Origin of the sequence: Mesorhizobium sp. M0808 (assembly GCF_040320025.1) — a bacterium.
Lineage (GTDB): Bacteria > Pseudomonadota > Alphaproteobacteria > Rhizobiales > Rhizobiaceae > Mesorhizobium.
Genome location: NZ_JAMYOX010000074.1, coordinates 1 through 13532, shown reverse-complemented (window position 1 = coordinate 13532; position 13532 = coordinate 1). Strand labels below are relative to the sequence as shown.

The 13532-nt window shown below is 59.7% G+C and carries 7 protein-coding genes and 5 pseudogenes; 7 read left to right on the top strand and 5 right to left on the bottom strand.

Annotation, left to right across the window (positions count from 1 at the left end):
- A partial coding sequence (locus tag NKI25_RS34895) for an IS66 family transposase (protein WP_353000725.1) occupies nucleotides 1–317 on the top strand: 317 nt, incomplete at its 5' end.
- Here NKI25_RS34895 and ltrA read toward each other — a convergent pair.
- Nucleotides 305–1354, bottom strand: a pseudogene (gene ltrA / locus NKI25_RS34890) (group II intron reverse transcriptase/maturase). The gene NKI25_RS34895 and the pseudogene ltrA sit on opposite strands and share 13 nt — an antisense overlap.
- A gap of 706 nt (nucleotides 1355–2060) precedes the next feature.
- Here ltrA and NKI25_RS34885 point away from each other — a divergent pair.
- From NKI25_RS34885 to NKI25_RS34870, 4 genes and pseudogenes are all read left to right on the top strand, one after another.
- A complete protein-coding gene (locus tag NKI25_RS34885) occupies nucleotides 2061–3272 on the top strand; it encodes an IS110 family RNA-guided transposase (protein ID WP_353000723.1) in 1212 nt (403 codons plus the stop codon).
- A gap of 591 nt (nucleotides 3273–3863) precedes the next feature.
- Nucleotides 3864–5054: pseudogene (locus tag NKI25_RS34880) on the top strand (IS256 family transposase).
- A 369-nt stretch (nucleotides 5055–5423) separates the two neighbouring features.
- Nucleotides 5424–6479, top strand: coding sequence for an L-histidine N(alpha)-methyltransferase (locus NKI25_RS34875; protein ID WP_353000727.1), 1056 nt, complete (start codon nucleotides 5424–5426; stop codon nucleotides 6477–6479).
- A 233-nt stretch (nucleotides 6480–6712) separates the two neighbouring features.
- Nucleotides 6713–7792, top strand: coding sequence for an IS5 family transposase (locus NKI25_RS34870; RefSeq protein ID WP_353000722.1), 1080 nt, complete (start codon nucleotides 6713–6715; stop codon nucleotides 7790–7792).
- Between the two features lie 545 nt (nucleotides 7793–8337).
- Here the strand turns inward: NKI25_RS34870 and NKI25_RS34865 are convergent.
- The 4 genes and pseudogenes from NKI25_RS34865 to NKI25_RS34850 all read right to left on the bottom strand — a co-directional run.
- Nucleotides 8338–8581 (bottom strand): annotated as a pseudogene (locus NKI25_RS34865) (ATP-binding protein); the annotation flags it as partial.
- 422 nt (nucleotides 8582–9003) lie between these two features.
- Nucleotides 9004–9537, bottom strand: a complete 534-nt coding sequence (gene ectA, locus NKI25_RS34860; protein ID WP_353000721.1) for a diaminobutyrate acetyltransferase — start codon at nucleotides 9535–9537, stop codon at nucleotides 9004–9006.
- A gap of 411 nt (nucleotides 9538–9948) precedes the next feature.
- Nucleotides 9949–10059, bottom strand: a pseudogene (locus tag NKI25_RS36665) (IS110 family transposase); the annotation flags it as partial.
- Between the two features lie 139 nt (nucleotides 10060–10198).
- Nucleotides 10199–10915, bottom strand: a complete 717-nt coding sequence (locus NKI25_RS34850) for an IS110 family transposase (RefSeq protein ID WP_502897498.1) — start codon at nucleotides 10913–10915, stop codon at nucleotides 10199–10201.
- A 418-nt stretch (nucleotides 10916–11333) separates the two neighbouring features.
- On the opposite strand from NKI25_RS34850, the pseudogene NKI25_RS34845 reads away from it, so the two are divergent.
- Both NKI25_RS34845 and ectB read left to right on the top strand, forming a co-directional pair.
- Nucleotides 11334–11912 (top strand): annotated as a pseudogene (locus NKI25_RS34845) (IS5 family transposase); the annotation flags it as partial.
- Between the two features lie 62 nt (nucleotides 11913–11974).
- Nucleotides 11975–13432 carry a diaminobutyrate--2-oxoglutarate transaminase gene (gene ectB, locus NKI25_RS34840; protein ID WP_353000719.1) on the top strand — a complete coding sequence of 486 codons (1458 nt, stop codon included), beginning with the start codon at nucleotides 11975–11977 and terminating at the stop codon, nucleotides 13430–13432.
- Nucleotides 13433–13532 lie beyond the last annotated feature (100 nt).

Genomic DNA, 13532 nt, shown 5'->3' with positions numbered 1-13532 from the left:
AGCCCGCCGAGGCGATCCGCTATGCGCTCGGCCGGCGTGCCGCGCTGGAGCGCTTCCTCACCGACGGCCGCATCGAAATCGACTCCAACACCGTCGAGCGCGCCATCAGGCCACAGACAATTACCCGAAAGAACAGCCTCTTCGCTGGCAGCGACGGCGGCGGACGGACATGGGCCACCATCGCCACGCTGCTGACCACCGCCAAGATGAACCAGGTCGATCCGCACGCCTGGCTCACCCAGACCCTCGAGCGCATCGCCAATGGCTGGCCAAACAGCGCTATCGAGGCGCTCATGCCTTGGAACTACCACCGCTGAACGGCATCAGCTACCCGCTTACGATGGAATCCGTTGAGCGCTGGGTAGTTGTGCGGCCTGCCGTAGTAGCCGTAGTGTCCACGCAGAACGGCGGCGAACCACCTGTGCTGCGCAGCCATTGGCGCGTGCATGAGCCGCCAGGCATCCTGGCGCAGCGCTGTCAGCTTGCACGTCAGGCGTTTCCCTTCCGTCTTGTGCTTCACGATGAACCGGCCATCCCGGGTCCGCCCGCAGTAGTGGGTGAAGCCCAGAAAGGCGAAGGTCTCGGGTCGCCGCTCGCCACGCCGCTGTCGTGAGAGGGCCGCGAACCGCCCAAACTCGATCAACCGCGTCTTGTCCTCGTGGAGTGTCAGGCCAAAGCCGGCCAGCCGCGCCTTGAGGGCCAACAGCATCTCCTCTGCATCGGCCTTCTTCTCAAAGCCCATGACGAAGTCGTCAGCGTAACGCACGATCACAACGCGACCGTGTGCATGGCGACGACGCCATTAGTGGGCCCAGAGATCGAGGATGTAGTGCAGGAAGATATTGGCGAGGAGCGGACTGATGCCCGCCCCTTGCGGGGTACCCCTGTCCGTCTCTTGCTTCTCGCCGCTCTCAAGGACGCCAGCCCGCAACCACAGCCCAATGAGCCGTAGGATACGAGGATCAGCGATCCTGTGCGCCACCATCCGCAGCAGCCACTCGTGGTCGACCGAGTCGAAGAAGCTGCGAATGTCGGCATCGAGCACCCAGTTCACACGCTGGCTCATGATCGCTGTATGCAGGGCATCAAGCGCCATGTGGGGGCTCCGCCCCGGCCGGAAGCCGTAGGAGAACCCCAGGAAGTCGACCTCGTAGACAGCACTCAGCACCTCGGCCACCGCGCTTTGGACGATCTTGTCTTCCAGCGTCGGCACCCCGAGAGGCCGTTTACCGCCATCGGCTTTGGGAATGTAGACCCGCCGCACCGGCTGTGGCCGGTAGCGATCGGTGTGGACCCTTTCGCAGAGATCACGGATGTTATCCGTCAGCCCCTGTTCGTACTTCGCCACGGTCATCCCATCGACCCCAGCACTCGCCTGTCGCTTCTGTCGCCGAAACGCCCGGTAAAGGGCTTCTTCGTCGACGTGATGCAGCAGGGCCGTGAACCGGGTTTGGGCAGCCTGCTTGGCCGCCGCGTTGAGGTTCAGCGGCAAGGCACCCGGCTCTGTGTCCGGACCTTGGCCTCCTCGCGCAGGCTCCCCTCAGGCTGGTCCCTTCCCTCCACTCGCCTCGTTTCCTTCGACGGCTTCACGGGTACTATGAACCAGTCCGACTCCCGACCTCAGCTCGGACGGCAGCTCTGGCAGTACCTTGCTGCTGTCCCCCGCTGGAGACCAATCCAGCGGACCCGGTCGGGCCTCTCATGTTCCGATGATTACCTTCCATGCGTGATCCGGCCATCGACCCCGAGGGAGCGGCATCGTCTCGCGTAACGACGATGCTCATATTGCCTTCGTGACTAGGGAACACACTCGGCCTCCGCGAACATCCACCTTTCGAGGCTCATTCCCGCACCCCGCATGGCTCCTGTCTACACTTCAGACCCCGCGTTGCCGCGAGGCCCGCAAGACTCGGTCCCGGCTTGCCCGCTACGGCTTTGGCCGGATGGGACTTGCACCCACAAGCAATCATCAGCTTGGCATGACGTACTCCCGCAGAGTGGTGTAGCTAGACGGTGGAGAAGCCGCTCGCGAGCGCGCCCTCAGAAGCGCCGTAGATGCTATGGGCGGCGGCGAGCGTGTGGCACCCTCGGCGCTGTTGAGCAGCTATCTAAGGAGCGCCCCCATGTCACCATTCTTTGATGCAAGCAGATCCCTTACCGCCCTTGATCAGGACAGCACGCTAGTCGCAGTGATTGAGATGAGCCAGACAAAGTGGCTCATTGCTGCGACAGTCCCTGGCTTTGAACGTAGTCCTCTCAAGAAGCTCGATGCCGACCCGGATTCGGTGCTCAGGCTGTTGCGCCGCTGGCGCAGCGAAGCCATCCAAGGCGGGCGCGAAGTCCGGCGCATCGTTGTCGCCTATGAGGCCGGACGCGACGGCTTTTGGTTGGCGCGCTGGCTCCAGGCGCGCGCTGTCGAGGCTTATGTCATACATCCATCGAGCGTCGCGGTTTCCCGCGAACATCGGCGCGCCAAGACCGATCGCCTCGATACCGAACTGCTGATGCGCGCCTTTCTTGGCTGGCTGCGGGGCGAGAAGCGCCACTGCAGCATGGCAGCCATCCCAACCATCAATGAGGAGGAGGCTCGCCGTCCGAACCGTGAACGAGACAATCTCGTCCGCGAACGTACTCGGATCGTCAATCGCATCAAGGCAATCCTCGCTCGCTTCGGCATTCGCGCCTTCAAACCCAATCTGCGCAAAGCTGCCGAGAAACTGGAGGCTCTGCATACGGCGGAAGGCATGCCCCTACCGGAACGAAGCCGAGCAGAGTTGCGCCGCAATCTCGGACGGCTTCACCTGTTGCGTGAACAAATCCACGAGATCGAACAGGAGCGGTTGCGGCAGCTCTCGGTGGTTCCAGACACGGAGAAGGGTCCGCTCGCAATGGTTCGCCTTCTTTCGCGGATCATCGGTGTCGGTATCGAGACTGCGGACATGCTGGTGAATGAGATTCTCTCACGCGGCCTGCGTGATCGGAGAGCCGTCGCTCGCTATGCCGGACTTACCGGGGCGCCGGATGAGAGCGGCCAACGCAGGCGCGAGAAAGGTCTTGCGCGGGCCGGCAACGCTCGCGTCCGCTACGGCATGATCCTATTGGCTTGGCGGTTCCTCCAATTCCAAAAGGACAGCGCGCTGGCGCACTGGTTTTGCGCGAGAACGGCCGATGGCCGTGGCGGTACGCGCAAGACAATGATCGTGGCTTTGGCGCGCAAGCTACTGATTGCATTCTGGCGACTTGTCACGACCGGCGAGATCCCGACGGAGTAGCCCTGCGTCCGGTATAAAGCATGGGGGAGCGTTCGACAGGACGAGCATTGAAGTTTGGCAGCTGCAATAGCGTCTGCCGATAACGATCCGAGGTGGTGGTGATCCCGGTCGCTCACATGGCCTTACGACGCCGCGCTGTAGAATGGGCCCACCGCCCGGAGCTTCGCCGCCGATGCGTATGGCTGCATCATGGTTTTTGATCCGCGCGGATCAACCGCATACAAGCTTGCGGCGCGTTTACGGCGCCTGATGGCGAGCTCCCCTCGGTTTGCAAGTTATAGACCTCTACAAACAGGGCCACCTGCCGGCTCAATGTAACGCTGCCGCCGTGCTCGTGACCATCAAGGGCAAGTCGCTTCGCGATGGCCCAAAGGACCACCCTTGACGGTCACTGCGCGCGGCGCCCCAATGGACCCCTCGGAGCCAAAGCAGGAACAAATGGTCGCCACGGCTGAACAAGGAGACTGAACGACTGAAAGATCACGTTGACAAAGATCACCCCATACAAGCGAGCGAGCGGCGTAGCGGTGGTCATCGACGTTCTTCGGTAGGGTTGGGTTGCTGACACAACCTGATTCGAAGGAACCATCGATGACCGACGACATGATCGACCTGCGCGGGCTCGTGGAGAAGATCCCCGACGCCGATATCCTGCGCGAGATGATCGGCTTTGCCGCCGAGCGGCTGATGGAGATGGAAGTGGGCGCGGCGACCGGCGCGGCCCATGGCCAGAAGAACCCGCTGCGGCTTGTCCAGCGCAACAGCTATCGCGATAGGGACTGGGAGACGCGGGCCGGCACCGTCGAGCTGCGCATCCCGAAGCTCAGGAAGGGCTCCTACTTTCCGAGCTTCCTGGAGCCGCGGCGCATGGCCGAGAAGGCGCTGACGGCGGTAATCCAGGAAGCTTATATCCAGGGTATTTCGACGCGCTCGGTCGACGACCTGGTCAAAGCCATGGGCATGAGTGGGGTGTCCAGGAGCCAGGTGTCACGGCTGTGCGAGGAGATCGACGGCAAGGTGAAGGCCTTCCTCGAGCGGCCGATCGAGGGTGACTGGCCATGTGGATGCCACCTACCCGAAGGTGCGCCGTGGCGGGCGCATCGTCTCGGTCGCCGTCATCATCGCCATCAGCGTCAATGCGGACGGCCGGCGCGAGGTGCTCGGCATGGAGGTCGGCTCGTCCGAGGCCGAGCCGATCTGGACGGAGTTCCTGCGCAAGCTGACCCGTCGCGGCCTGCGCGGCGTCAAGCTGGTCGTGTCCGACGCCCACGAAGGCATCAAGGCGGCCGTCACCAAGGTGCTGTGCGCGACATGGCAGAGGTGCCGCGTCCATTTCATGAGGAACGTCCTGGCCCATGCCGGCAAAAGCGGGCGCCGTGTCGTCTCCGCCTTCATCGCCACCGCCTTCGCCCAGGAGACGCCGGAAGCCGCCAGCACCCAATGGCGTGCCGTTGCCGACCAGATCCGGCCCAAGGTGCCGAAGCTCGCCGCCATCATGGACGATGCCGAACACGACGTGCTCGCCTACATGAGCTTCCCCAGGGAGCATCGGACCAAGTTGCACAGCACAAACCCGATCGAACGGCTCAATGGCGAGATCAAGCGGCGCACCGAGGTCGTCGGCATCTTCCCCAACGACGACGCCATCGTCCGACTTGTCGGCGCATTGCTCCTAGAACAGAACGATGAATGGGCTGTGCAGCGGGCGCGCTACATGACTCTTGAGACCATAACCAGATGAGCGATGATCCGCTCATCAGCCTGCCGGCAGTGGCGCCCTGATCATTCCGTCCCTTGCCGGAGAGCGCGGCGACCAATGCCGTCAGCTACACCACTCCCAGAGACACGATCGCTTTGCGCAGGATTATCGTTGCCGCCTTTGGGCCGCTTGCACATTTCTGCTTTGCCGATCGGCCGCAGGAAATGGCAGGAGTACTCCAATTCCAGCCGGCCAAAACAGCAGCAATCAGCCATACACATCACCTAATGTCGAGTTTGTCGAGGCCGCGACACCGAGCGACGCTGCCGCGTTCCGGTACACTTCGTCTTAACTCATTGCTCTAAAAGGAGGAACTGCCTGCGTGCGGCCTGGTGTCCGCAATTGGCATAAATCTTGGTACTCGCCAGTCGCGGGCTGACGGAATTTCCGCCATGCCCTCACGGGGGAGTGCAGTATTTTGTTCAGGATGTATCGACATGCTCCGACGACTTCCAAGCAAGCGCAAGCTAGACGGTCGCCAAAAATGTACCATAATCGGTGCAGATATTCCCGAAACGGAAATCTTTCGCGGCGACTTGTTGATACAGTCTTTATCGGGGTCCCCGCGCTCGATAGGCTCCATGTACTACTATGATGATACAGGATCGGCGCTGTTTGAACGGCTCTGCCAAGAGGACTCCTACTATTTATTCAGGGCAGAGCGGGAGATACTGGCGCATCACGCCAAATCAGTTGCCGACATGACAGGCCCTGCCTCGATCGTCGAGTTGGGATCTGGAAACGCACAAAAAACGACGCTGTTGATGAACGCCTACATGGAGAACTACGGCCCAACTTCTTACGCCGCCATTGACGTCAACCGTTCAATCCTGGAGGAAGCAGCCGAAAACCTCCTCTCGATCACACCAGATTTGAACTTTACCGGCATCATTGGGGTCTACCAAACCGGATTGGAACAGGCTGCCGCCGTCATAGGTCCAAAGCTTTTGGTTTGCCTCGGCAGCTCAGTGGGAAACATGTACGATGATGAATTGCACGATCTGCTTCACTCGATACGTTCGTTGTTCGCTCTCGGGGACTTTTTTCTCGTCGGTATAGACTTGGATAAAAATTCAGATATATTAGAAGCTGCCTATAATAATCAAAGCGCTATTCTGACCAACCTGTGCGTTCTTCAGCATTTGAATTGGCGCTTTGATGGGAACTTTAATGTCTTCCAGTTTCGACATGTCGCATTTCACAACAAATCTCTCTGCCGAATGGAGGCCCACGTGGAAGCCATGCAGGCCCAATCCGTCAATCTCGAGAAACTAGAATTCTCGTTTTGCCTAGAAAAAGGAGAGATGATTAGGACGGAGATCATGCGCAAAGTCAATCTGCATACATTTAATGAGACATTCATGAATCACGGCTTGAATCCGGTGCACCATTGGACAGATTCTGATCGGAGATGCGCCGTATGTTTGTTCCAAATTGTCGATAAGTAGGCGAAGTTTTAAGCTGAATATTTCTCTAGCGAGATAGCGCTATGTTAGAGGAGAGCAAGTTCGAAACCATCGGCGACTAATCCGTGAGCCGCTACTTTACGAGCGTTGCGACTGTGTCGTATCTGATATTCGGAACAAGTTCACTTCCAATAGCAACTGGACGCCTCGAAAAACCTGGCAATCGAGGACGCATTTTGATTCACTTCGTCTGGTGATTTGCACGGAGGCGTTGAATGCGGGGACAGGCTGGGTTCTGGGACATTGACGAGCGGTATGTCCGGCTGAGCGAGGCCGGCGATCCACTGGAGAAGGTGAACGGGGTCGCGCCTTGGGAGGTTTTCCGGAAACCTTTGGCCAAGGCGCTGAAGCGCCCCGATGGCGCCAAGGGCGGCCGGCCGCCCTTTGATGCGGTGATGATGTTCAAGGTCCTGGTTCTGCAGGCGCTCTACAGTCTCTCGGACGATCAGGCCGAGTTCCAGATCCATGACCGACTTTCCTTCATGCGCTTCCTCGGGTTGGGGCTCGGCGACAAGGTTCCCGATGCCAAAACGATCTGGTTGTTTAGGGAGCACCTCACGCAGGCCCGGGCAGTGGAGAACCTGTTCGCCCGTTTTGACAAGCACCTCACCAAGGCCGGTTATCTGGCGATGGGTGGGCAGATCGTGGATGCCACGATCGTGGCGGCACCGAAGCAACGCAATTCCGATGCTGAAAAGGCCAACATCAAGGCAGGAGAGGTGCCGGACGAGTGGCAAAAGAAGCCAGCCAAGCTGCGCCAGAAGGACCGGGACGCACGCTGGACCGTGAAGTTCTCGAAGGCCAAGGCCGATGAGGAGGGAAAGACGAAGCAGCGCGATATCGCCGTTCCCGCCTTCGGCTACAAGAACCATGCCTCGATCGATCGCCGGCACGGCTTCATCCGCGGCTGGAACGTCACCGGCGCCTCGGCCTGGGACGGGGCGCAGCTTCGCAACGTTGCTGGACAAGAACAACACCGGCTCGACGATGTGGGCCGACACCGCCTATCGCTCGAAGAGAATGAGGCGCGGCTGGACAAGAACGGCTACGTCTCGGCCATTCATCACAAGAAACCGAAAGGCCGGCCGATGAGCGAGGCGATGGCACGGGCCAATGGCCGGCGCTCAAAAATCTGCGCTTTCGTCGAGCACGTCTTTGCGCAGCAGAAATCGCGCATGGGCCTGTTTGTCCGCACGATCGGCATCGCCCGCGCCCGCAGCAAGATCGGCATGGCCAACCTCGCCTACAATCTCACCCGCTTCGTTTGGCACCAAGGGCGAACTGCCCCCGCATGACGGCGAGAGCGGCGGAAAACGTCGCCGCGATGCCGAAATCGGCAACCAGCATCAGCCCCAACGATCGAAATCCAGCCACCGCCGCGCCTCAGGCTGTTCGCAACCTCATTGCCGCACCACCCGCCTCTGGAAAAGCCGGTAGTTCGAGGTGTCCAACTACGCTGGTCTGGAGCGGCTGCGGCGCCGCGTGATCGAACTCAAGGCCGCAGGCAAAGTGGACAAGGAGATCGCGGCTGCCTTTAACGCGGAAGGCTTTGTCGCAGCACGCGGCTGCCCGACGGATCTTACTCGGTTGTGGGGGCGGCAGCTGCCGTGCGGGTCACCCCACAAACCGTCTTCGACTATCTCGCCCGCGGCTGGGCTCGAGGGCACCAGCTCGCCAAGGGACCGCGAGCCGCTTAACCAACTCCTTCAGCGTGATGTCCTTGCGCTTCTCGATTATCCCGATGATGAAGCCGGCATGTCCGTCGAGACGCGAGCCTGCGGAAGCCGACAATGGTGTGCCCCTGGGTCGTGTGAGTTTTTGACCTGAACCCGTTTGGCGGTCAAGCAGGGGTTTTTTGGTCCGTGGCGCGGCTTTCTGTTTTCGCATGCTCGCTGGTAAGTTCGATGCGGAAGGCATTGTGAACGATGCGGTCGAGGATGGCATCGGCAATGGTTGGATGCCGATCATGTCATACCAGTGATTCACCGCACCTGATTGGTGGCGATGGTGGATTGCTTCTCGTACCGATCCTCGACGATTTCCAGGAGGTCGCGACGCTGCTCGTCGTTGAGCTCTTCGCCACCCGGCAACAGCGAGATGATCAGCCATTTCGCGGCACGGCTTCAGCAGCATTGGTTCCCATCAGCATTTCGTCTCCGCCGTTTCCGCAGTACGCAATCTCTTCGTTCATCGCTCAACAGGGTCTGCCTCGCAGACCCGGAATCACCGCTCAACGTCATGGCGAATGGAACGAGGTAGCGCGCTGCAGACCACTGAAAGAGGCTATGCCCTTCCTCGCGTCTGCGCTCCAATAATGTGCAACGCCCCTGTCCCAGTTCGCGGAAACCGCTGGGCCCGTCGTGCCCCTCCACCACTGTGGGAAGGCTAGGGCCACAACCGCGCAAACCTAGGTCTTAAGATGGTGGAGGATCGCAGATTTTTCCGCTATTGAGTTCAATTTGGCCAATCGCTGCTTCCTATTTAGGCCTGACAATGCCTGCAGGGGCTAAATCGAGCCTAGTTTGATGGGGCCGATCGCTATCATATGCTCGCTCTCATACCGTCCCTTAAAATGGGCGTCACGGTCGAACCAGAGCGTCTGCCGGATTGGCGCGCCCAGGTCCCGAGCTAGAGTTGCAAAGAGGGAATTGGAAGCCTTGTTGGTGAGCGCCACAGTGGCCTTGATGTGCGTCACGCTCTTGCAACATGGCCTGGTCAAGGCTGAGACGATCAGTCCCTTGCCCACCCCTGTGTTGCGCACCGTAGGATGCACAGCAATCTGCCACACGAAGAGCGTGGAGGGCTCGCTGGGCGGTCGATATGCCGACAGCCAGCCAACCACCTCTCCAGCACGCTCTGCGACTGTGCAAGTGTCTGCGAAATGAGTGCAAAGCAGGAGTTCGCAATAAAGCGAGTTGCGGTCTAGTTGCGGGCAGAGCGCGATGAGAGCCCACACATCGGCTGCATGATTGTACGCCGGCTTTCGGAATGTCACCCGCTCCGACTGACCGTCGGATCGGCGCTGTCTGTCATCGGCCATCCACAACCCTCCAGGCTGAACCTATCGTTTTGGGGAGCACTGGCGACCGGATCTATCGATTGCATGATGCATATGCCTAGCCCGAACCTTAATTAGCTGAAAGGCGACTGATTAGAGACGGTCCAAGGCCCATGCTCGCCCCACGATATGAACGGTATGGCAGTTCCTTCCGCCTGCGAAGCAAAAACCGTGCCAGCTTCCCCGTAACCCTCTGAATGTTATTTAACGGCTTAAAGACTGGGCTACACGGAGTTTGCCTGAACCACGACTGCGTCGCGGACGCGACAAACCAAATCGTCTTAGTAGGTTGCCGAGCATCTTCCAGGGAAGCCGACAAGGCGCCCCGCACCGAGTTGGCTCCCGTCGCGACAGTCAATGGCCGCGCCGCGCCGAAGCCGTAGCGCATTGGCAATGAGCGATTCGGTCGAGTTTCACCTGCTGGGGCTGTACACGCAGCGTCTCGACTGCCGCGGCTCGGGCGCGGACGAGATCCTGCATAGCCTTGTGGCCTTCATCGGGAACCACACTCAGGTCGTCTGAGGCTGGGTTATGATTCAAGCTGTGGATGTGGACAAAGCAGAGCCGTGGCCGGATGGCCCAGATCGCCAAGAAGACCAAGCGCTACCCGTCTGATTAGACGGATGAGCATCTGTGTTTTGCGTCAAGGGGCAATTGGGCTCCAGGGACGGTTTTGGTTGATGAGTGTGTTGGCCAAGACGATGAGCTTTCGCATGACGGCGACGAGGACGACCTTGGCGGGTTTGCCGGCCTGGCGCAGTCGCTTGGCGAAGGCCGCGAGATCAGCGTTATGAGAGCTGGCGGAGAGAGCCGCCATGTAGACGGCGTTTCTGACGCCGAGGCGACCACCCTTGATGGCGCGGGGGCCGATGCGTTCGCCGCTCTCGGAGGCGACACCTGCGAGCATGGCCACTTGCTTGCCCGAGCAGGCGCCCAGCTCGTTGAAGTTGGCGATCAGGACGGCGGCGGTCACCATTCCCACGCCTGGAATGGACGTCAGGATGGTGTAGCGGCGGGCGAGTTCCGGTACAGCCCGGATGCGCCGTTCGATCTCGGCGTCGAGGCGGCCGATATGGCCCTTAACCGCCATGAGACGGCGGCCCAGTTCAGCCCTCAGGAAGGCCGTCTGCGCCGCATCGCGCCGATCGATGAGGGCCGTGCGCTCGGCGGTTGCGGCCGTGCGCGCATTGACCAGTTCCTGCAGCTCCTGCAATGCCTCGGGCGGCGGCGGCACGGCCGTCGGCTCGAGCGCTTCCCCCATCAGGGCGAGCAGTCGCGCATCGATCCGGTCGGTCTTGGCGAGCAGACCGCAGGCCTTGGCGAACAGCCGCGCCCGCAGCGGGTCGACAAGCCACGGCAAAACCTGCCGCGTGCAGACAACGCTGCGCCGCGCGATGGTACTTGCCGGTCGCTTCCATCACCACCCGCGTCACCCCGAGCGCGGCGAGTTCTCGGTTAAGGCGTCGACGGCCGCAGCCGTCGTTGGCGACGCGAAGTCTTCGACCGGCTGGGTGGACATAGACATCCAGCCACTCTTTACACACATCGATGCCGGCATACGACTGGCGGCGTCGCGTTCGGTTCGGGCAATACCTTGCCTTGCATGCTGGACTTGCTCCCCATCATCTGTTCAGGACCAGCGCGAGGACGGACGGACCAAGCTCATCCCCGGTTCTTGCCAAGGGGTGCACGGTCCCGGCCGTCCGAACCCCGGCGGATGGCCATCCGCCGAGGTTCGCAACATGCTTCGCACAAATGCTGCAAAGCCAACATGCAAGGAGTGGGAGCAGTTCGCGCCGCTGATGCCCAAGCCTGGGCGGCGTGGCCGTCCGCGCGAGGTTGATTTTCGCGAGGTGATCAATGCGGTGCGCTACCTGGTCCGTTCGGGTTGCGGCTGGCGGATGATGCCGATCCACTTTGGACCCTGGCAGACGGTCTATGGCTGGTTTCGAGAGCTGGCGCGGCGTTTTCTGTTCCAGACCGTCCACGATGTGGCGCTGATGCTGGATCGTGAGCGGGCCGGACGCGAGGCGAGCCCGTCGGCGGCGGTGATCGACAGCCAGTCTGTCAAGGCTCCGCAAGCTGGAACAAGGGGTTACGACGCCGGAAAGAAGATCGTCGGACGCAAGCGCCATATCGCAGTCGATACGGATGGGCGGCTGTTGATGGTCAACCTGACGCCGGCCGATATCTCCGACAGCGCCGGCGCTCAGGCGATCTTGGATGGTATTCGCCAGCGCTGGCCCTGGGTGAAGCATCTGTTCGCCGACGGCGCCTATGATCGGCTAAAGCTCATGGACAAGGCCGCCTATCTGGACTTCGTGGTTGAGATCATCCGTCGATCCGATGACCAGAAGCAGCAGCTCACGGGCTAATCACTACGCCCGCCTTTCCAACTATTCAATTTGTAAAATGGAGTATGTATCTTCCTCTCTTTCCAGTGAAAACGATAAGGTTTTGTTTTAAAAATGTTGCAGATCATAAAAACTACCGCAACGAGAACTTCGATCAAAATCATATAATACGCCGTATTGATGTGATAAAGCTTTGGCGCAATGACACACCCGAGATCGAGCGCCGGACCGCAACCTTAAGGAAGATAATCGTGACAGTGAATAACCCCAACTCGTTACTTGCCTTCGAAAACCTCGAGTCGAATGTGCGGTCATATTCGCGGTCCTTTCCTGTAGTGTTCAGGACGGCTGCAGGAGCCATTCTCGAGGACGAGGACGGTCGCGGGTTTGTCGACTTTCTCTCCGGCGCAGGCGCCCTTAACTACGGTCACAACGATCCTGATTTGCTAAATGACGCGATTAAATACTTGGACTCAGGAGGAATCGTTCACGGCTTGGATATGGCTACCTCAGCCAAAAGAGAGTTTATGGAGTGTGTTGACGCGATAATATTGCGGCCGCGTGGTCTGACCTACAAGTTTCAATTTCCTGGCCCCACCGGCGCCAACGCCGTGGAAGCCGCTTTGAAACTCGCCCGCAAGGTCACTGGAAGACGCAGTATCATTTCATTCACCAACGGCTTTCATGGAGTGAGTTTGGGCGCCCTTGCGGTAACGGGTAACCGCTATTACCGAGATGCGGCAGGCCTTCCTCTACCCAGCGTAGTGTTCATGCCCTATGATGGGTATTGGGGAGCCAATAACGACACTTCGGACTATCTGGACAGGGTGCTTGCTGATGCAAGCAGTGGTGTCGATCTGCCAGCTGCCATCATTACGGAAACCGTCCAGGGCGAGGGCGGCATACACCCTGCAACCAAAGATTGGCTAGGATCACTCGAGCGGCTTTGCAAAAAGTACGGCATCCTTCTGATTGTCGATGATATTCAGACAGGCTGCGGACGAACGGGCAGTTTCTTCAGTTTCGAGTTCGCTAATTTGGCGCCAGACATGGTTTTGTTGTCCAAGTCCCTTAGTGGCTCTGGGCTGCCGCTGTCTCTCTTGCTGCTCAAACCTGAATTAGACGTTTGGCGGCCGGGCGAACACAACGGCACATTCAGAGGCAATAACCTTGCGCTCGTGACGGCGACTGCCGCCTTACAGAAATATTGGACCAATGAAAAGTTGTCAGAGCACGTTGCAGAAACAGGACGGATTATGAGCGAGCGCCTTTGGCAGATCACTCAGTATAGCCGAGATCATAGCCTTTCCGTCCGAGGAAGGGGCATGATGTTAGGGCTTGATTGCAACACGGGCAAACTAGCCGAAAAAATCGTCAGCAAGGCCTTTCAAGATGGGCTTGTGGTAGAGCGATGCGGCGCAGAGGATGAGGTCATCAAGCTTCTCCCTCCCTTAACCATCGATAAGCAGGCGCTTCAACGTGGTCTGAACATTCTGGATGCGTCTGTGCACGCAAACGCCTAGCAGGCTGTTGAAAAAGGCCCTCGCCACCGGACCGCAGCAATGATTCACTGGCTCCGAAGGGATTCGGAGGTGGCGAGTGCGCGGCGGCGACGATCGAACT

Coding starts and splice junctions, on each gene's coding strand:
- ectB (WP_353000719.1), top strand. CDS start 11,975: ATGTATCTTCCTCTCTTTCCAGTGAAAACGATAAGGTTTTGTTTTAAA.
- NKI25_RS34875 (WP_353000727.1), top strand. CDS start 5,424: ATGCCCTCACGGGGGAGTGCAGTATTTTGTTCAGGATGTATCGACATG.
- NKI25_RS34885 (WP_353000723.1), top strand. CDS start 2,061: ATGGGCGGCGGCGAGCGTGTGGCACCCTCGGCGCTGTTGAGCAGCTAT.
- NKI25_RS34870 (WP_353000722.1), top strand. CDS start 6,713: ATGCGGGGACAGGCTGGGTTCTGGGACATTGACGAGCGGTATGTCCGG.
- ectA (WP_353000721.1), bottom strand. CDS start 9,537: ATGGCCGATGACAGACAGCGCCGATCCGACGGTCAGTCGGAGCGGGTG.